The 18,714-nt window shown below is 74.0% G+C and carries 17 protein-coding genes; 8 read left to right on the top strand and 9 right to left on the bottom strand.

Annotated elements, in window-relative coordinates; translation table 11 throughout:
- Positions 1-318 precede the first annotated feature (318 nt).
- The gene (locus tag ACZ47G_RS11135) at positions 319-2,685 is read right to left on the bottom strand and encodes an ATP-binding protein (RefSeq protein ID WP_465741224.1); all 2,367 of its coding nucleotides are present in this window, start codon (positions 2,683-2,685) and stop codon (positions 319-321) included.
- Positions 2,686-2,863: 178 nt separating this feature from the next.
- Between ACZ47G_RS11135 and ACZ47G_RS11130 the strand changes: the two genes are divergently transcribed.
- From ACZ47G_RS11130 to ACZ47G_RS11120, 3 genes are all read left to right on the top strand, one after another.
- Positions 2,864-3,388 (top strand): hypothetical protein, encoded by a 525-nt coding sequence (locus ACZ47G_RS11130; protein ID WP_465741222.1) that lies wholly within the window; start codon positions 2,864-2,866, stop codon positions 3,386-3,388.
- Positions 3,389-3,595: 207 nt separating this feature from the next.
- The gene (locus ACZ47G_RS11125; RefSeq protein ID WP_465741220.1) at positions 3,596-4,948 is read left to right on the top strand and encodes an MFS transporter; all 1,353 of its coding nucleotides are present in this window, start codon (positions 3,596-3,598) and stop codon (positions 4,946-4,948) included.
- A 61-nt stretch (positions 4,949-5,009) separates the two neighbouring features.
- A complete protein-coding gene (locus ACZ47G_RS11120) occupies positions 5,010-5,852 on the top strand; it encodes an SAM-dependent methyltransferase (RefSeq protein ID WP_465741218.1) in 843 nt (280 codons plus the stop codon).
- A 68-nt stretch (positions 5,853-5,920) separates the two neighbouring features.
- On the opposite strand, the gene ACZ47G_RS11115 is transcribed toward ACZ47G_RS11120, so the two are convergent.
- Positions 5,921-6,499: a TetR/AcrR family transcriptional regulator gene (locus tag ACZ47G_RS11115; RefSeq protein WP_465741216.1), complete on the bottom strand. Its 579-nt coding sequence runs from the start codon at positions 6,497-6,499 to the stop codon at positions 5,921-5,923.
- A 70-nt stretch (positions 6,500-6,569) separates the two neighbouring features.
- Here ACZ47G_RS11115 and ACZ47G_RS11110 point away from each other — a divergent pair, with 70 nt between their 5' ends.
- Positions 6,570-7,463: an NADP-dependent oxidoreductase gene (locus ACZ47G_RS11110; RefSeq protein ID WP_465741214.1), complete on the top strand. Its 894-nt coding sequence runs from the start codon at positions 6,570-6,572 to the stop codon at positions 7,461-7,463.
- A gap of 31 nt (positions 7,464-7,494) precedes the next feature.
- Here the strand turns inward: ACZ47G_RS11110 and ACZ47G_RS11105 are convergent, their stop codons facing one another.
- On the bottom strand, positions 7,495-8,688 hold the full coding sequence (locus ACZ47G_RS11105; protein ID WP_465741212.1) for a CapA family protein: 1,194 nt from the start codon (positions 8,686-8,688) through the stop codon (positions 7,495-7,497).
- 259 nt (positions 8,689-8,947) lie between these two features.
- Here ACZ47G_RS11105 and ACZ47G_RS11100 point away from each other — a divergent pair, with 259 nt between their 5' ends.
- Complete coding sequence (locus ACZ47G_RS11100) at positions 8,948-9,589, top strand: DUF4360 domain-containing protein (protein ID WP_465741210.1); 642 nt, start codon at positions 8,948-8,950, stop codon at positions 9,587-9,589.
- A gap of 61 nt (positions 9,590-9,650) precedes the next feature.
- Here ACZ47G_RS11100 and ACZ47G_RS11095 read toward each other — a convergent pair whose 3' ends face one another.
- Entirely contained in the window at positions 9,651-10,022 is a 372-nt protein-coding gene (locus ACZ47G_RS11095) for a winged helix-turn-helix transcriptional regulator (protein ID WP_465741208.1), read from the bottom strand.
- 96 nt (positions 10,023-10,118) lie between these two features.
- Between ACZ47G_RS11095 and ACZ47G_RS11090 the strand changes: the two genes are divergently transcribed.
- Complete coding sequence (locus tag ACZ47G_RS11090) at positions 10,119-10,958, top strand: SDR family oxidoreductase (protein ID WP_465741206.1); 840 nt, start codon at positions 10,119-10,121, stop codon at positions 10,956-10,958.
- Between the two features lie 106 nt (positions 10,959-11,064).
- Here ACZ47G_RS11090 and ACZ47G_RS11085 read toward each other — a convergent pair whose 3' ends face one another.
- Both ACZ47G_RS11085 and ACZ47G_RS11080 read right to left on the bottom strand, forming a co-directional pair.
- A complete protein-coding gene (locus tag ACZ47G_RS11085) occupies positions 11,065-12,066 on the bottom strand; it encodes a CU044_5270 family protein (RefSeq protein ID WP_465741204.1) in 1,002 nt (333 codons plus the stop codon).
- 56 nt (positions 12,067-12,122) lie between these two features.
- The gene (locus ACZ47G_RS11080) at positions 12,123-12,752 is read right to left on the bottom strand and encodes an RNA polymerase sigma factor (RefSeq protein ID WP_465741202.1); all 630 of its coding nucleotides are present in this window, start codon (positions 12,750-12,752) and stop codon (positions 12,123-12,125) included.
- A gap of 192 nt (positions 12,753-12,944) precedes the next feature.
- On the opposite strand from ACZ47G_RS11080, the gene ACZ47G_RS11075 reads away from it, so the two are divergent.
- Positions 12,945-14,600, top strand: coding sequence for a purple acid phosphatase family protein (locus ACZ47G_RS11075; protein WP_465741200.1), 1,656 nt, complete (start codon positions 12,945-12,947; stop codon positions 14,598-14,600).
- 45 nt (positions 14,601-14,645) lie between these two features.
- Here ACZ47G_RS11075 and ACZ47G_RS11070 read toward each other — a convergent pair whose 3' ends face one another.
- Positions 14,646-15,698, bottom strand: coding sequence for an Lrp/AsnC family transcriptional regulator (locus tag ACZ47G_RS11070; RefSeq protein WP_465741198.1), 1,053 nt, complete (start codon positions 15,696-15,698; stop codon positions 14,646-14,648).
- Between the two features lie 137 nt (positions 15,699-15,835).
- Between ACZ47G_RS11070 and ACZ47G_RS11065 the strand changes: the two genes are divergently transcribed.
- On the top strand, positions 15,836-16,552 hold the full coding sequence (locus ACZ47G_RS11065; protein WP_465741196.1) for an SDR family oxidoreductase: 717 nt from the start codon (positions 15,836-15,838) through the stop codon (positions 16,550-16,552).
- A gap of 42 nt (positions 16,553-16,594) precedes the next feature.
- Here the strand turns inward: ACZ47G_RS11065 and ACZ47G_RS11060 are convergent, their stop codons facing one another.
- Positions 16,595-16,897: a hypothetical protein gene (locus ACZ47G_RS11060; RefSeq protein ID WP_465741194.1), complete on the bottom strand. Its 303-nt coding sequence runs from the start codon at positions 16,895-16,897 to the stop codon at positions 16,595-16,597.
- Between the two features lie 140 nt (positions 16,898-17,037).
- A complete protein-coding gene (locus ACZ47G_RS11055) occupies positions 17,038-18,618 on the bottom strand; it encodes an alkyl sulfatase dimerization domain-containing protein (protein WP_465741192.1) in 1,581 nt (526 codons plus the stop codon).
- Positions 18,619-18,714 lie beyond the last annotated feature (96 nt).

The following is an 18,714-nucleotide window of genomic DNA, read 5'->3' as shown; positions in this document are numbered from 1 at the left end:
GGCACGCGGTCCGATCCTCGGCGGCGCCCGGGCTTCCCCCGGGCGGGACGGTCAGGATGGCAGGGCCTTGCTGAAGATCCGCTTAAGCTCCCGGCCGCCCAGGGCACTTCCGCCCGGGGGGCCACCGTGGTGACGTCGCCATGTCCCACCTCGACGCGGGGCGCGTACCGGAGCCGGTACGGGCCGCCGCCCTCGACCTTCGCGTGCTGCGGGCCCTGCCCTTCGCGACGGTCTGCGTCGTGCCGGCCACCGCCGGGCACGGACTCGGCGTAGCGCCCACCCGGCCGGTACGGCACCCGCCGTACCGGCCGGCACGCGCTATGACTCGGGGCCGGGGCAGCGGTCGAGGCGGGCTCGGACCGCGTCGGCGTCGCGGTGCTGGAGGTCCTCCAGGATGGCGAGGCCGCTGGTCCAGGCCGCCCGGGCGGCCTCGGTGTCGCCGAGGGCGAGGTGGGTGTCGCCGAGGTGGGTGTGGATCTCGGCCTGGAGGAAGTAGTCGCCGATCCGCTGCCGCAGGCGCAGCGACTCCCGGTAGGCCGGGAGCGCCTCGTGGTACTCGCCGAGGTGGTGGTGGACGAAGCCGATGCTGTCCCAGATCGAGGACTGGCCGGGCAGGTTGCCGGTGGCGCGGGCCAGGTCGAGGGCCTGCCGACAGTAGGGCAGCGCCTCCCGCAGCTCGCCCTGCTGGGCCAGGTACCAGCCAATGCTGTTGAGGGCGAGGGCCTGCCCGGAGGGGTCGTCGATGGACCGGAACAGCTCCAGGGCCCGGCGGGACTCGGCCACGGCCTCGGCGTTGGCCCGTTCCTCCCCGTGGGCGATGGCGAGGTCCAGTCGGGTGCGGCCCTGGCGCGGCCGGTCGCCGAGCGCGTCGAACAGGCCGAGCGCCAGCCGCAGTTCGCGCTGGGCCTCGGGCTGGCGGTCCTGGGAGCGGTGCACCTGGCCGAGCCAGCGGTGGGCGTGGGCCTGGTGGCCGAGGTCCCCGGTGCGTTCGGCGGCGGCCAGCGCGGTCTCCCCGGCGCGCTGCCACTGCTGCCACAGCCCCGACTTGAGCAGGTACGGCACCTGGGCGCCGACCAGCTGCCAGGCGTGGACGTCGGACCCGGCCCGGTGCGCGGAGTCGACGATCCGCTCCAGCACCGGCTGCTCCTCCCGGTACCAGGCGAGTGCCTGCCGCCGGTCGGCGAGCTCCTCGGGCGCCACCCCGGGGGCGGGCTCCGCGAGGCCGAGCGGCTGCCAGGCGGCGTCGTCCGCGTAGGCGAGGCAGGCGGCGCGGTCCGCGGTGTGGAGGTAGTGGTCGAGCATCCGCAGGGTCGCGTCGGCCTGCTCCGGCGGGGAGTCGAGGGCGGCGGTCTGCTCGGCGGCGTAGGCGCGCAGCAGGTCGTGGAAGGTGTACCGGTCCCGTTCCGGTGCGGTGATCAGGTGGGCCCGGTGCAGGTCCTCCAGCAGCGCGCGGGTCTCGGGCAGCGGCAGGTCCGCGAGGCTCGCGGCCGCCGCCGCGCTGATGTGCGGGCCGGGGTGCAGGCCGAGCAGCCGGAACAGCCGGGCGGCCTGCGGGGCCAGCGCCCGGTAGGACCAGGAGAACACCACCCGGACGTCGGCGTGGCTGTCGCCGGCCGAGAGGAGGTCCAGGCGCACCCGGGAGTCGCGCAGTTCGCGCGCCCAGACGCCGAGCGGGGTGTCGGGCTGGTCGGCGGCCCGGGCCGCGGCGATGTTCAACGCCAGCGGCAGCCGGGCGCACAGCTCGATCAGCTCGTCGGCCGCCTCCTGCTGCTCCGCGACGACGGCGGCACCGAGCCGGCGGGCGAAGAGTTCGCGGGCCTCGGTGGGGGAGAGCACGTCCAGGGGCAGCGGGACGGCGCCGTCCAGGGCGACCAGTCCGGGCAGCCGGTTGCGGCTGGTGACCACGACCAGGCAGGTGTCGGAGCCCGGCAGCAGCGGGCGGACCTGCTCCGCCTCGCGGACGTTGTCGAGGACGATCAGGGTCCGGGTGCCGGCCAGCCGACTGCGCAGCAGCGCCAGCTGCCCGTCCGGGTCGGCGGGGACGCGCGGGGCCGGGACGCCCAGTGCGTCCAGGAAGCCCCGGGCCACGTCGGCGGCGGCGACCGGCGCCCTGGCCGGGTCGAAGCCGCGCAGGTTGGCGAACAGCTGGCCGTCGGGGAAGCGGTCGGCGACCCGGTGGGCGAAGTGCACGGCCAGGGTGGTCTTGCCCACGCCCGCGGTGCCGGCGATCGCGGAGATCACCACGGCGCCGCAGCCGGGCACGGCGTCGGTGCCGCCGCCGGGGGCGACGTCGGCCAGCAGTTCGTCGAGCAGCCGGAGTTCCCGGGTGCGGCCGGTGAAGTGCCGGATCGCCATCGGCAGTTGCTGGGGGCTGGTGGTGCCGGTCGTGCCGGGCGTGCGGGTCGTGCCGGGCGCGGTCAGCGGGAGGGGCAGCGGGGCCGGGGCGTCCGGCGTCGCCGGGCCGGCGTCCCGGACGGCCGTCAGCCAGCGGGCGCGGGTGTCCGGGTCGAGGCCGAGCGCCTCGGCGAGCCGGACCACCGAGGACAGTCGCGGCCGGCGACCGCCCGCCTCCAGGGCGCTGATCGACCGGGCCGACACCCCGGAGCGGTCCGCGAGTTCGTCCTGGCTCCACCCCGCCGTCAGGCGTCTCTCCCGCAACAGCGCGGCGAAATCAGCAGCTCCCACCCAGTCCCCCCGGATCCTCGCGGACCCGTGCCGTCGCCCCGCCCGTCCGACCCGGATCGCGAACGAGAGTAGCCCCCCGCGGCCCAAGTGTCAGGTCAACGTCAGGTCAACGTCGTGGTCGGCTCCGCCGCACCGCCGGGAGGATGAACGCCGACGTGATCACACCGAGGAGGCACCCATGAACGCGCCCGCTCCGGCTCCGAGCCGTCCGAGCAGGGGCCTGGTCAGGGCGGTGGCGGGCGCCGTGGCCGTCGCGACCCTCGGCAGCGCCGGCACCGTCGGGGCCTCGGCGGCCATTCCGTCCGCCGGCGGGTCGGCCCGGGCCGGAGCCGTCCTGGTCCAGGAGGTGCGGACGGCGGACGGGGTGCTCACCGTCGACCGGTCGACCGAGCCGCCGCAGCCGGCCTTGGGCGGCGGGTGCAGCGGAATCGACCCGCAGGTCTGCTTCAGTGTCGACGGCAGCGGCTTCTTCGTGCACGAGATGACCAACAGCACCCACTACGGATCGAGCACCTCGGCCGACATCAAGGTCAGGAGCCCGTCCGGGGTGGTCGTGGCGGAGTCGACGTTCTACGCGGTCGGCGGCAACTGGTACACCGTCACCTACGCCCCGAACGCCTATCTGGCCGAGGGCCGCTGGTGTGCCCTCAGCAACGCCAACGGCGGGGGGTACACCGGCACTTGCGTCGACGTGCACAACTGATCCGCCCGCCGACTCCGGCGGCGAGCCGCGGCCACGGGGGTGCCGCGGCTCGGGCCGGACCCGTTCGCCGTTCGGGCCGGACCCGCTCACGGTTCGGGCCGGACGGCGTTCACGGTTCGAGCGGAGGAGTTCGCGGCTCGACCGGACCCGTCGCGGGGTGCGCCGAACCCGATTCCGCCGCTGGTCGAACGGTGTCATGCTGACGCCATGACAGATCGCATCGACACCGCCCCGCCGCGCGACGGGGTGCAGGACGGGGGCCGGCACCGGGAGTTGGCGGCGGCGACGGTGGGATCGGTGGTCGAGTCCTTCGACTGGAACATCTACGCCGTGCTCGCGCCCTACTTCGCCGCCGACCTCTTCGGGCACGGCAAGGGCGGCGTCAGCGGGGTGCTCGCCGCGTACGCCACCTTCGCGGTGGGGTTCGTGGCCCGGCCTATCGGCTCCTACCTGATCGGCCGGCTCAGCGACACCCGGGGGCGGCGCTTCGCGCTCAGCCTGGGCATGGCCGTCATCGCCGTCGCCAGCCTGGGCCTGGCCGTGCTGCCGGGTCAGCGGACCATCGGCGTCTGGGCGGCGGTGCTGGCCGTGGTGGTGCGGGTGGTGCAGGGGCTCGCCTTCGGCGGGGAGGCGCCGAGCGTGGCCGCGTACGTGACCGAGACGGCGCCGCCCCGGCACCGCTTCGCGTTCAGCTCGGTCTCCTACGGCGGGATCATCCTGGGCTCGCTGCTGTCCTTCGGAGTGCTCACCACGCTGATCCACACCATCGGCAAGTCCGGCCTGGAGAACGGCGGTTGGCGTTGGGGCTTCCTGGTGGCCGCGCTGCTGGGGCTGGGCGCGGTGTGGGTGCGCCGGGCCGCGCCGGAGAGCGCCGAGTTCCACCGCGCCCGGGCCCAGGCGCAGCCGGGGGAGCGGCCGTCCTACCTGCGCACGCTGCGCGACCACCGCTGGGCGGTGCTCACCGTCTTCCTCAACACCCTGGGCGGCACGGTCGGTTACTACTTCGCGCTGACCTACCTGCCGCAGTACGCCGCCGCCTACCACGTCATCGACAAGGAGCGGGCGGCCTCCTTCATGACGATCGTGCTGGCCGTCGTGCTGGCCACCATGCTGCTCACCGGCGCGGCGGCCGACCGCTTCGGCCTGCTGCCGGTGGCCCGGATCGGTTTCGGGCTGCCCGTCCCGTTGGTGGGGTTCCTGCTGGTCGGGCTGCGCGGGGGCTGGCTGCCGTTCCAACTGGTGGCCGTGCTGCTGGGGATGACGGTGGCGACGGTGCTCGGCACCCTCAATGTCTTCACCGGCCTGCTGTTCCCGACCGAGGTGCGGGCGGTGGGCCTGGGCGTGGTCAATGCGGCCACCATCGCGGCCTTCGGCGGAACCTTCCCGCTGCTGGCCCAGTGGCTGGCCGACCACGGCCGGCTGGGACTGATCCCGTTCTACGTCACGGTCTGCACGGCGGGGCCCGCCTTGGGCCTGCTGACGGCGATGCGGGTGCCCTCGTTCACCGCCGCGCTGCGGGAGGCGGAAGGAGAGGTTCAGCGGACACCGGGAACCGCCTGACGGACGTTCACGTCCTGTGGTTGAGTGGTCCGGACCAAATGCCGGACGGGGAGGGGCGACTGTGGACGGCAACGGACCGGACAGCTGGCTGATCGAGGCCGACTTCGAGGAGCCGCCGCAGGTGGACCTGCGGACCGACCGGGCGCACTCCGCGCGGGTCTACGACTACCTGCTCGGCGGGAAGACCAACTTCCCGGCGGACCGCGAGGTCGGCGACCGGGTGCTCGCCGACCTGCCCGCCGCCCGGGCCGGTGCCACCGCGGCCCGGGCCGTGATGCACCGGATGGTCCGCCGGCTCGCGCAGCAGCACGGCATCCGCCAGTTCCTGGACGTCGGCACCGGCATCCCCACCACACCGAACCTGCACGAGATCGTCCAGGCGGTGGACCCGTCCTGTCGGGTGGTGTACGTCGACAACGACCCGATCGTGCTGGCCCATTCGCGCGCCCTGCTCAGCAGCACCCCGGAGGGGCGCACCGCCTACGTCGAGGGCGACCTGCGCGAGCCGGAGGAGTTCCTGGCCGACCCGGCGGTGGCGGCCACCCTGGACCTCACCCGGCCGGTCGCGCTGACGCTGATCAACATCGTGCACTTCCTCTCCGACGAGGCCGCGTACCCGTCCGTCCGCAAGCTGCTGGACGCCCTGCCGGCCGGCAGCTTCCTCGCCCTGACCGCGGGTACGGCCGACAACGCGCCGGAGGCGGCCAAGGCGGGCGTCCAGCGCTACACGGAGGCCGGGATAGAGGTACACGCCCGCCCGCTCGCCGGGGTGGAACGTTTCTTCACCGGGCTGGAGCTGGACGACCCGGGCGTGGTCCTGATCAACCGCTGGCACCCGGAGCCGGGCGCCCCCTCGGCCGACGCCGAGGTCTCGGTGTACGGAGGTCTCGCCCGCAAGCCCTAGGGTCTGTCCGCTGTCGGGCCCGTGGCCCGTGGTCCCCGCTGGACGCGGACCACGGGCCACTGCTGTTCTCAGGCCGCGCCGGTGGAGTCCCAGGCGGCCTCGATCATCGTGAAGACCTCGTCCACCGCGCCCTGGGGGTCGTCCGCCTCGCGGGCCAGCGAGAAGGCGCCGACCACGAACCGGGCGATCGCCCGGCAGGCCGTCGTGGACGGCACCGGGCCGGGCCGGCCGGCGATGGCGGCGGCCAGCGAGTCCGCGTGACGCAGCCTCATCGACTCCTCGTACTCCCGCAGGGCGGGTGAGCCGTCGATCATGCGCCAGATCGGGTCGGCGCCCTCCGCGGTGCAGTGGCGCACCATGGCGTGGATCTCGCGGCGCAGCGCGGGGATCAGCGGCTCGTCGGGCGAGGCGTCGGTGGCCGCCCGGGTGAGGCGCTGCTCGAAGTCCTGGTCCTGTTCGAAGACCAGCGCCTCCTTCGAGGCGAAGTGGGAGAAGACCGTGGTGACGGCGACGTCGGCCTCGGCGGCCACCTCGCGGATGCCCACCTCCTCGTACCCGCGTTCCAGGAAGAGCCGCAGGGCGGTGTCGGCGATCTTCTGGCGGGTCGCGGCCTTCTTGCGCTCACGGCGGCCGGTCGGCTCGGTCATGCGGTGATGCTACCAGGGAGTAAAATGCAACCGTTTCAAAACCCTAACCGTTAGTGTTACGGTCTGGCGCATGAAGAAAGTGAGCTTCGCCGCGTTCGGCGGCCCGGACGTCCTGCACCTCATCGACGCCGAGGAGCCCCATGCGGGCCCCGGCCGGATCCGCGTCGCTGTACGGGCGGCGGGTGTGAATCCCGTGGACTGGCGGCTCCGCGAGGGCCAGGTGCTGGGGGCCCATCCGATCCGGCTGCCGGCCGGCGTCGGACTGGACGCCGCCGGGGTGGTGGACGAGGTGGGCGAGGGGGTCGAGGGTGTCGCGGTCGGCGACCACGTGTTCGGCGAAGGCGCCGACACCTACGCCGAGTTCGCCGTGCTGTCCGCCTGGGCCCGGATGCCCGAGGGCCTGACCTTCGAGGAGGCGGCGGGATACCCCTCCGTGGTGGAGACGGCGCTGCGCGTCATCCGCGAGGTCGGGGTGCTGCCCGGGCAGACCCTGCTGGTCAGCGGCGCGTCCGGCGGCGTCGGGTCGGCGGTGCTGCAGGTCGCCCGGGAGCGCGGCATCGCGGTGATCGGCACGGCCGGGGCCGCGAACCAGGACTACCTGCGCGGCCTGGGCGCCACCGCCACCACGTACGGCGAGGGTTGGGTGGAGCGGGTGCGCCGGCTCGGCCGGGTCGACGCCGCCCTCGACCTGGCCGGGGCCGGGGTGATCCGCGAACTCGTCGAACTGACCGGCGATCCGCGGAGGGTGGTCTCCATCGCCGACCTCGGCGCGCCCGAACACGGCGTCCGCTTCTCCGGGGTGGCCGGGAGCGTACCGGCGGCACTGGCCGAGGCCGCCGAGCTGATCGCCCGCGGCAGGCTGCACATCCCGGTCGACGCCTGCTACCCGCTGGCCGAGGCGGCGGCCGCGCACATCGACAGTCAGGCCGGCCACACCCGTGGCCGCCGGGTCATCGTGATCTGATCGGCCGACCGGCTGCCTAGCTGATGGGCCGTCACTGCGCCATGGTGAGCCCGGCCGCCCCGGCGCCCCGGCTGAGCAGCACCGTGCGGATGTGCTCCAGCGCCCGGGACCAGTCGGCGCGGCCGGGGTCGCGGCGGACGGCCTCGCGCAGGTCGAGCACTCGGTAGGGCGGGCCGAGGTCGGTGATCTGCGGCACGAACTCGGCCCGGCCGATCGTCCACCGCTGCCCGGGGCCGGCCGGCGGGCTGACGGTGAAGCGGGCGATCGAACTCCAGTTGCCGCGCGGGTCCTCGGCGCCGTCGTAGCGGAACATGTGGCCGGCGAGCTGGTCGCCGAGGCCGTAGACCGTCCAGGTGTCGCCGAGCTTCTCGTAGGCCTGCGGGATGTGGGCGTGGGTGCCGAGGATCAGGTCGACGTCGGGGCGGCCCGGGCCCTGGCCGGCCGCGGACAGTTCGCGGGCCAGGGTGAGCTGTTGCTCGTTGGGGGTGTCCTGCCACTCGGTGCCCCAGTGGATGCTGACCACCACGAGGTCCGCGCCGTCCGCCCGGGCGGCGCGGGCGTCGGCGAGAATCCGGTCCCGGTCGATCAGGTTGACGGCCCAGGGCTCGCCCGGGGGCAGCGGGATGCCGTTGGTGCCGTAGGTGTAGGCGAGTTGGGCCACGGTCGCGCCGCCCGCGTGCAGCAACGCGGGCCGCCCGGCCTCCTCGGCGGTGCGGGCGGAGCCGGTGTGGGCGAGGCCGACGGCGTCCATCGCGTCCAGGGTGCGGCGGATGCCGGCCGGGCCGTCGTCCAGGGTGTGGTTGGAGGCGGTGTCGCAGGCGGTGTACCCGGCGTCCTCGAGGGCCTTGGCGACCTGTGGCGGGGACTTGAACGCCGGGTACCCGGTGTACGGGCCGCCGTCGGCGCCGTAGACCGTCTCCATGTGGCAGATCGCCAGGTCGGCGCCGCTGATCAGCGGTTTGACGCCGGCCAGTATGGCGGTGAAGTCGTAGCCGGTGCCGCCGGCGTCCTCCTTGGCCTGCTGGATGATCTCGGTGTGCGGGAGGACGTCGCCGGTGGCCACCAGGGTGAACGCGCGTGGGCCGGTCGGGGTCGGGGTCGGGGTCGGCCTCGGGCTCGGGGTGGCGGGGGCCGGTGGCCCGGGCGGCTGCGGGGCGCCGCAGCCGGGGAGGGCGAGCAGCAGGGCGAGGGCCGTGACGGCGGTCCGCCGGCGGGGCAGTGGCATGGTCGGCTCGTCTCACGATCGGACGGTGTGATCAACCCTCCGACTATGCGGGCCGCCGATCCGCCGGCCGTCCGCCCCACGCCCGCAGGTCACCCGGGGGGCCGTCGGGCCGGATCCGGTGACCATGTGTCACCCCCTGTACACGGCGCGCTCGATGTGCTGACATATCCACGTCAAAACAAGCCGAGGATAGCGGGCGGTGCGCCCGGACCGGCGCCGCGCCGCCTCCCGGCTCCACGGACGATCGAAGGGGAAGCCCATGCTGCTCCGCACCCTGGCCGTCGGCGCCGCCGTCGCCGCCACCCTGGTCGGCTCCTCGACCTTCGGCGGCGACGCGCTGCCGACCCCGCCGGACCGGATCGTCATCGACGTCGCGACCGTCAACGGCTCCGGCTGCCCGGCCGGAACGGCCGCCGTCGCCGTCTCACCGGACAACACCGCCTTCACCGTCACCTACAGCAGCTACCTCGCCCAGGTGGGAGTGGGCTCCAGGCCGACCGACTTCCGGAAGAACTGTCAGCTCGACCTGCGGGTGCACGTCCCCCAGGGCTTCACCTACGCCATCGCCTCCGCCGACTACCGAGGCTTCGCCCACCTGGAGAACGGCGCGAGCGGCATCGAACGGGCCAGCTACTACTTCCAGGGGGACCCGGAGACCGCCTACCAGAGCCACCGCTTCGACGGCCCCACGGACGACAACTGGCAGGCCACCGACACCGTCGACGTCGCCGCCCTGGTCTTCGCCCCCTGCGGGGAGGAGCGCAACTTCAACATCAACACCGAACTGCGGGTCGCCGCCGGGACCTCGGACCAGGCCCACACCACCAGCTTCATGACGATGGACTCGACGGACGGCAGCATCAACACCACCTACCACCTCGCCTGGAAGCAGTGCCCCTGATCCCCGGCCCCGGCCCCGGCGGAGCCCCGGCCGCCGGGGCCGGGGCGTGTCCGGGTCCGCTTCAGTCCGCGTCGCGCGGGGGCAGCCACCGGGTGATCCGGTCGAACAGCTCGGTCAGCGGCTCGCCGACCTCCCGGCCGAACTCGGTGAGCCCGTAGCTGACCTGGGGCGGCGTCGTCGGCTCGACCTTCCGCCAGACCAACTCGTCCTGGACCAGCACCCGCAGGGTCTGGGCGAGCATCTTCTCGCTGATGCCCTGGATGCTCTCGCGCAGCTCGTAGAACCGGAGGTCGTGGCGGCGCAGGGAGATCAGCACCCAGATGCCCCACCTGCTGGTCACGTGGTCGACCACGTTCCGCGCGGGGCAGTCGGTGTGAAACACGTCATACCGGCCCATGGTCCCGACCGGGCTGTGCTGGAAGCCTTCTGTCACGTCATGAGCTTACCCAGAGGTATGTCCTTACGAAGAGTTAGTCCGAACTTCTAGCGTGAGGGCCATCAGAGGACGACATCCGACGAGGAGCTGATCATGATCGTGGTGACCGGGGCGACCGGAAACATCGGACGGCCGCTGACCCAGGCGCTGGCCGAGGCGGGCGAGCAGGTGACGGCGGTGTCACGGCGCGCGGCGGCGGTGCCGGACGGCGTCCGCCACCTGGCGGCCGACCTGTCCGGTCCGGCCGAGCTGAGGCCCGCGCTGGCCGGGGCGAAGGCGCTGTTCCTGCTGCTCTCGGGCGACCTCCACTCCACCGAGGCCGATCCGGCCGAGCTCATCGGCGAGGCCGCGGCCGCCGGGGTGCGCCGGGTCGTGCTGCTCTCCAGCCAGGGCGTGGTGACCAGGCCGTTCGGCGCGACCCGGATCGCGATGCGCGGCCTGGAGGACACCCTGCGGGGCTCCGGCCTGGAGTGGGCGGTGCTGCGGCCGGGCGGCTTCGCTTCCAACGCCCTGTGGTGGGCCGAGTCCGTCCGTGACCACCGGCTCGTCGCCGCACCGTTCGGCGATGTCGGCGTACCGGTCGTCGACCCGGCGGACATCGCCGCCGTCGCGGCGGCCTGCCTGCTGGACGACCGGCACACCGGCGGCGTGTACGAGCTGACCGGCCCCGAGGTGATCAGCCCGCGGCAGCAGGCGCGGGCCATCGCCGCCGCCCTCGGCTCGCCCGTGGCCTTCCACGAACTCACCCGGGAGGAGGCCAAGTCCGCCATGAGCCAGGCCATGCCGGCGGAGCTGGCCGACGACACCCTGGACATCCTCGGCGCCCCGAACCCGGCCGAACTGCGGATCAGCCCGGACGTGCAGCGGGTCCTCGGCCGGGCCCCGCGCCCCTTCGCGGACTGGGCCGCGCGCAACGTCGCCGCGTTCCGCTGACCGGTCGGGTGTCGCGGCTGGGTGTCGCGGTCGGGTGTCGCGGGCGGGTGCTCCGGACGGCTCCGACGCACCCGCCCGACGCACCCGCCGTGGCTGTGCGAGCAGGTCAGCCCTCGGTCTCCTGCCCCGCACGGTCGGTGACGGTCCGCAGCACGATGGCCTCCTCGGAGACCGCGCCGGCCCGGAGGCCGCCCTGGGCCGAGGTGTCGACGAGCCGGACGCGCTTGTCGCCGAGCAGCTCGCAGGTGTTCCGGTCGAAGATCAGCTGCACCCGGTCCGTCCCGTCCTCGCCGGTCACCCCGATCCCGTGCCGTCCCAGCAGGTCGACGGCGTCGGGCACGACGGACACGCCCGGGAGGGTGGCGACCGTCCGGCAGAACGCGGCTCCGACCGCGGGGGGCATCAGCTGGGTCGTCAGCAGGGACTCGGCCTCGCGGAAGGCGACGAGGTTCGGGTCCAGGTCCTGGTCCTTGCTGCTGCTCCCGGCCCCGGCGCGGAGCAACGGCAGCAGCTTGTCCGGGTCGGTCGGCAGCGCCGCGAGGTACCGGTAGGTCGGCTCGGCGAGGCTCGGCGGCACGTCCTGTCGGTTGCCGCTGAGCTTCATCGTCCCGTGCCACGGATCGACGATCAGCCCCTCCGACCTGCCGTCGGCCGAGCTCCAGACCTTGCGCACGCAGGCCGACCCGCCGTCGATCCGCTCCACCGTCCGGGTGTGGACGAACTGGCCGTCCCTGACGTCCGGCGCGGGTTCGGCGGCCGCGGCCGCCGCCGCTTCGGCCAGTTCCTGGAGCGGGTCCTTGGTGGTCGGGTGCTCCGTCGGATCCGCCGCGGCGGTGCCGGTCGTGGCGGCCCTGGCGGCCGTGGTGGCCGTCGGGCTCGCCGAAGCGCTCGGCGCCGCCGCACCCGCCGGGCAGGGCGCGGGCGGCCCCGAGCGGCCCGGGGCGTTGGCCGGCGCGATCGCCGTGCGACCGCCGGTCGCCTGCTGCCCCGGGATGATCAGGGCCGTCGCCGCGGCGAGGCCGACGACCAGCGGCGGCGCCGCCAGCCAGCCCAGGCGCCGCCGGGACCGCGGCTTCCTGACGGCCGGGTTCCCTGCGATCTCGCTCATCAGATGCTCCTTCAGCATTCGGTGGCGGTCGGCGGAGAGCCGCTCGGGTGTGTCGTTCACCGGAGGCCCCCCCGCATCGACCGGACCGCCTCGGGGCGGCTGCCCGGTACCTGTCCGGAGGCGACGGCCAGTTCCATGGAGATCGTCAGTTCCTGTTCTGTGAGGAGGCGCAGACGGGTGCGCGCCCGGGACAGCCGGGAGCGCACGGTGCCGACCGGGACGCCCAGGGCCTCGGCGGCGGAGGCGTAGTCCAGGCCGACCCAGACGCACAGCCGGAAGACCTCGCGTTCGCCCCGCCGCAGCCCGGCCAGGGCCCGCTGGACGGCGGCCAGCCGGGAGTCGTGGTCGAGCCGGTCGACCAGCTCGTCGGCGAAGTCCGGTACGGGCCCCCGCTCGGGGAGCCTGGCCATGGCGGCCCGGTGCCGGCGGGCGGCCCGTGCGGTGTTGCGCAGGATGTTGGTGGCGATGCCGAACAACCAGGGCCGCAGGTCCTCGGCCTCCTCGCGCAGCTTGCCGCGCAGGCGCCAGGCCTCCAGGAAGGTCAGCGAGACGGCGTCCTCGGCCGCCGCCCAGTCCCCGAGGGTCCGCAGGGCGTACCCGTAGATGCCTTGGGCGTGCGCGTCGAAGAGCTCCGCCAGTGCGCTCTGGTCCCCGGCACGTAGTCGTGCCCGCTGTGAAAGTTCCACACCGATCCCTGTCCGCCCGGCCCACCGGGTTCCCTGTGATCCCGGTCACTCCGCGCGGCACCCCGCCGCCGGAGTTCGCCGGACCGGACGATCCGTCAACCGGCCGTCAGATAGGCCCGAAACGGGTCGTCTTTACATGCACATGCCGCTACAGTGCTGCGAATCCGACCCCCACTCGGTAGACGGAGCATCATGACGATCGCACGCAGGTCCATTCTCAAGGGCACGTCGGCGGCCGGGGTCGCCCTGGTCGGCGCGGGCGCCCCCGCCGCTCCGGCCAACGCGGACGGCGGCGCGGACGAGGGCGCGGACGGCGGCGCGGCCGGCCCGCCGGCGAGCCCGCTGCTGCAGGCCCGCCCGCACCGGGTCGGCGCACCCGCGGTGAGCGGCCTGCACCTCCAGTTCGGCACCGACCCCGCCGGCGAGATGACCGTCTCCTGGATCAGCCCGCAGTCCGTCAGCCGCCCGCTGGTCCGGCTCGGCTCGCCCGGCGGCGGCCCCGGCACGGTGGTCGAGGCCGAGACCCGCAGCTACCGCGACGCCCTCGGCAAGGACGAGGTGTACGTCCACCACGCCCGGCTCACCGGCCTGCGCCCGGCCACCACCTACCTCTACAGCGCCGGACACGACGGCGCGAACCCCGAGACCGGCAGCTTCACCACCGCCCCGCGCGGCCGCACCCCCTTCACCTTCACCAGCTTCGGCGACCAGGCCACCCCCAACCTGCGCCGCCGCCTCGTCTTCCCGGAGGGCATGCCCTCGCCGCTCGGCAACTACCCGGTCTACATGAGCAGCCAGATCGGCTCGCCGCACGCCGCCGACATCGTCGCCGCCGTGGAACGCGTCGGCCCGCTGTTCAACCTGGTCAACGGCGACCTCTGCTACGCCTCCTACAGCGGCCGGCACGGCCAGAGCCGCACCGCCACCTGGGCCGACTGGTTCATCAGCAACAGCCGCTCGGCCCGGCTGCGCCCCTGGATGCCCTGCGCCGGCAACCACGAGAACGAGAGCGGCAACGGCCCGATCGGCGCCGCCGGCTACCAGGCCTACTTCACCCTCCCCGACTCCACCGCCGACCGCGACCAGGAGACCCGGGGCATGTGGTACGCCTTCACGGTCGGTTCGGTGCGGTTCATCAGCCTCGCCAACGACGACGTGGCCATCCAGAACTCCGGCGAGACGTATCTGCGCGGCTACTCCGGCGGTGCCCAACAGCGCTGGCTGGAGCGGGAGTTGCGGACGGCCCGGAGCAACCGGGCGATCGACTGGATCGTGGTCTGCATGCACCACCCGATGATCTCCAGCTCCAAGCACGGCTCCGGCAGCGACCTCGGCGTGCGCGAGGCCTGGGGCCCGCTGTTCGACGCCTACGGGGTCGACCTGGTGGTCAGCGGCCACGAGCACTACTACGAGCGCTCCCACCCCGTCCGCGGCACCCTGCCGAACGACACCCGCACCCCGGTGCCCACCGGCACCGACCCCCGGGTGGCCGACACCGGCCTCGGCACCGTCCACATGATCATCGGCGCCGGGGGCAACGCCGCCACCACCCAGGACGACCTGTTCGAACGCCCCCAGGGCCGGGTGGTCGTGGGCCTGGAGCCCAAGCCCGCCCCGGGCGCGCCGTACCGGGAGTCGGTCTGGCTCACCGAGGACGCCCCCTGGGCCGCCTACCAGGACCGCACCCACACCCATGGCTTCGCCGCCTTCGAGGTCGACCCCGGCGACCGGCGCGGGGGCACCACCACGATGCGGGTCACCTACTACACCTTCGACGGCCCGTACGGGGACCTCACCCCGGTCGACACCTTCACCCTCCGCCGGCGCCGCACCGACGGGCACGACTGAGACCCACGGGGGGCGGGGCACGGCCCGGCAGGCGCCCCCGCCCGCTCAGCGCCGCGCGCGGGCGGCGGACGGATCGACGAGGCGGTCGTCGACGAGCCGGGTGCCGGCCTGCTTGACGTGCCTCAGCACGGGGGAGACCTCCATGCTCTGCAAGCCGGCCAGCGACCCGACGCGATCCGACGTGAACTCGAACAACTCGTCGAGATCCCGGCAGTGCGCGACGGCGTGGAGGTTCCAGGGGCCGGAGACGGCCGCGACGAAGGCGGTCTCGGGCTCCTGCGCGAGTGCGCGGCCCACGCTCTTCACCGCCGACGGGTGCACCCGGAGCCAGAGGTTCGCGCGCGCGTGGTAGCCCAGGGCCGCCGCGGCGATCTCCACGTCGATGTGGACGACCCGCTGCTGGAGCAGGACTTCGAGGCGCCGTGCGACGCGCCCCGGAGTGAGGCCGGCCGCCGCGGCGAGATCGACCAGACTGGCACGGCCGTCCGCGGCGAGCACGTCGAGCATCCGCTCGTCCTCGGGGGTGAGCCGCAGCGGCTCGCGGCTGACCACCGGAGCCTCGGTGAAGGGGGGCCCGCTGCTCCCCAGCGCGGTTTCCTCCTGCGGGGTCAGCGTGCCCTGCAGGGCGGACCAGTAGTGGCCGCGGCCGCCGAGGAACTGGCGGAGGACGGCGAAGGCATTGATGTCGAGCACCGCGGCCGTGCGGGGCAGCCGCTGCCCCAGGAGGTCCTCGCGCTGTTCCCTGGTCCGGGACTGGGTCGCGCAGGTGATCTCGCAGCCCGCCGCGCCGAGGGCCACCCAGTTGACGTCGGCCCGCTCGGCGAGCGCGTCGGCGATCGCCACCACACTGCCCGGGCGGCAGCGCAGTCGCACCAGCCACCTGCTCTGCCCCAGGGCGCCCGGGTTGACCATGCCGGCCACCCGGATGACCCCGTCGGCGCGCAGGCGGCGGTACCGCCGGTTGACGCCGCCCTCGGTCAGCCCGAGGGCGGCCGCGATCGCGGCGAACGAGGCCCGCGGCGCGATCTGCAACGCCCGGATGATTCGTACGTCGTCGGGCTGCAACGCAGCGGATTCCGTCATCAGCGCCTTGGTCATGCGGGCAATCGTACGAAAACGCGCCGGTGGCTCGCCCGCGACGCGGTGCGGGCGGAACACTCCGGAGCACGACGTCGTAAGCACGGACTCGAAGCACGGACTCGAAGCACGAACGCGAAGAACGGAGATGACACCGGATGTCATCGGCTGGTACCGAACAACACCCACCGACCGCACTCATCGTCGGGGCCTCCCGCGGGCTCGGCCACGCGATGGCGGCGGAGTTCCTCGACCGGGGCTGGCACGTCGTCGGCACCGTCCGCGACCCCACCGCCCGCACGCCGCTGCACGAGCTCGCGGACCGGGCGGACGGGCGGGTGACCGTCGAGCACCTCGACGTCAACGACCCCGCCCACCTGCCCCCGCTGCGCGAACGCCTGGCGCACCGCCGACTCGACGTGCTCTTCGTCAACGCGGGCACCGCGAGCCATGTGCGGACGCCCGTCGGCGCAGTCCCGACGGCCGAGTTCATCGAGGTGATGGTCACCAACGCGCTCGGCCCGATGCGCGTCATCGAAGCCCTCGAAGACCTGGTCCCCCCGGCCGGACTCATCGGGGCGATGACCTCCGGACAGGGCAGCATCACGAACAACACGACCGGGGGCCGCGAGCTCTACCGGGGGAGCAAGGCGGCCCTGAACATGTTCCTGCGGAGTTTCGCCGCCCGGCGCAGTGGGACGCGGCGCTCCTTCATCCTCCTGGCGCCGGGCTGGATCCGCACCGCCCTGGGCGGTCCGGACGCGCCGTTCACCATCGAGGAGACCGTCCCCCTGCTGGTGGACGTCCTGCTCTCCCGCCTGGGCACGCCCGGCCTGGCCTACCTGGACCGCTTCGGCCGGACCGTCCCCTGGTGAACCCGGTGGCGGACGCCCGCCGCGCTGCCCGGGGGGACGCGCCTACGCGCCCGGGTCGCCGGCGGCCGGGGCCGTCCCCTCCGCGCCCTCCCCGGCGGTGTGGCACGCCGTGCACGCGTTCCAGTACGGCCACGGCCGGCCGTCCTCGGTGGTGCGGTGCGGCGCGACGGTCATGTCGGAGGCGTCCAGGCCGCACAGGGTGAGCGGACCACAGAGGCCGGAGTAGTCCGCCGGGGCGGAGTGCGCCAGGCGCACGGGGTTCTCCGGGTCGGCCGGCTCATGGTCGGGGCCGAGGAGCCGGACATTGGTCGGAGTGTCGGGTTCGAGCACGATGACGGTGTTCATCTCCTCAACGTCGCCGCGGATCCCTCACGTTGCACGCGCAGAGCGGCATCCGGACCAGTCGACGGCGGATCCGGAGGCGCGGGCCGGGGCGCACCCCGCGCCCCGGCCCGCACCTCCGGCCGAGTACGGCCGGGTCGGCCCTACTTAAGCGGATTGGCGTAGGCGGCCAGGTCGGAGACGGTCTGCGCGAAGCGGGTCACCACCGTGCCCGGGGTGAGGACGTCGGCGGCGGCGGTCAGCAGGGCGTTGCGCAGCCGGGCCTGGGTGGCGAGGTAGGCGAGCTGGGTGAGGGCCTTGGACTGCAGGGCGCGGGCCTGCTGGGCGGTCTTGTCCGGGACGGCCAGCGGGATCGAGGAGGCGGAGATCACCGGGTCGAGCAGGAGGACGGCCTTGGCGTAGTCCGGCACCGTGTCGTCGTACGCCTTCTGGGCGGCGTCCACCGCCTTGCCCGCGCTGCCCGGCAGGAGCAGGCCCGCCTTGGCGGTGACGGCCAGTTGGGCGGCGCCGAGGGAGGTGCCGGTCAGCCGGGCCCACACCTCGCGCACCGTGCGGGAGGGGGTGTCCAGGTAGCCGGGGGTGGCGAGCAGCGGGGCGACGGCGCCCGCGTCGGGTACGGCGGTGGCGGCGGTGCGGTGGGCGGACAGCCAGGCGGAGACCCGGCCCTTGTTGCCTTCTTCGTCCGTGTCCCACACCGGGTGCCCGTAGGCGCAGGTGCCGACCTGCGCGGTGGTGCCGAAGGCGGTGACGGCGGCGTTCAGCAGGTCGGCGCGGTTCTTGTTCGGGGTGCCCAGCAGGCCGTCGCCGGCGAGGTGGACGGCCTTCAGTGCGGGCAGGTAGACGTTCATCTCGGCCGGTGAGGCGTGCCCGCCCGCGGGCTGGAGGACCAGCTGCACCCCGGCCACGTCGACCACGTACAGCCCGTCCTGCCAGGTGATGCCGGTGGAGGTGGGCCAGGAGGCCTTGGCGGTGGGGGTCGGGAGCAGGCCGCCGACCGTGTCGGTGGGGGCGAGGAAGGTCGGCGAACCGATGGCGACGGTGCGGCCGAGGTCGGAGTCGACCAGTGCGCGCGGGGAGGCGTCCAGCCGGGTGCCGTAGGCGTAGTCGACGAGGCGGGCGTTGTGTGCCCCTTCGGTGACCTGGCGCAGCACCGCGTCGGCGAGGAACCCGTCCGGCGCGTACACCTTCAGGTCGGCGGGCACGGTGTCGCCGAACAGCCCGCGTACGCCGCCGAAGTGGTCCACGCCGCTCTGGGTGTAGACCACGGCCTGCACCGGGAGGACCGTCCCGGTGCTCTCCTTCGCGAAGTCGCGGTACAGCTCGATGGCCGCGCGGGCCGTCTCGTACGAGCCGAGCGGGTCGATCACCACCAGGCCCGTGGTGCCGACGACGATGGTCATGTTGGCGAGATCGAAACCGCGCACCTGGTAGAGGCCGTCGGCCGCGTGGTACAGCCCCGACGTGACGCCGTCCAGCTGCCCCAGCCGCCACACCGGCGCCGCCACCGAGTCCGGGCGGTCCATCTGCACGAACTCGAAGGCATCGGTGTCCCAGATGACCCCGTTGCCGGCCCGGTTGACGATCACGGGATTGCGGGCGGCGGCGACCAACCCCCGGTTGGCCTCCGCGAAGTCCATCGGGTCACCGGTGACTTGCTTGGCACCGGCCTGGTTCTGCTGCACGACGTACGCGGTCGGGCTGACGGGCGAGAAACTGTCGGTCACGGGCAGGGCTCCTCGGAGGGTACGGGTGGGATCCGTGTGCGGCCCGCACACGGCGATCACCGACACTAGGGGTGACGCGACATGTACACAACGCAA

This window comes from Kitasatospora sp. NPDC030952 (assembly GCF_055571335.1).
This window is presented reverse-complemented; position numbering and strand designations above follow the sequence as displayed.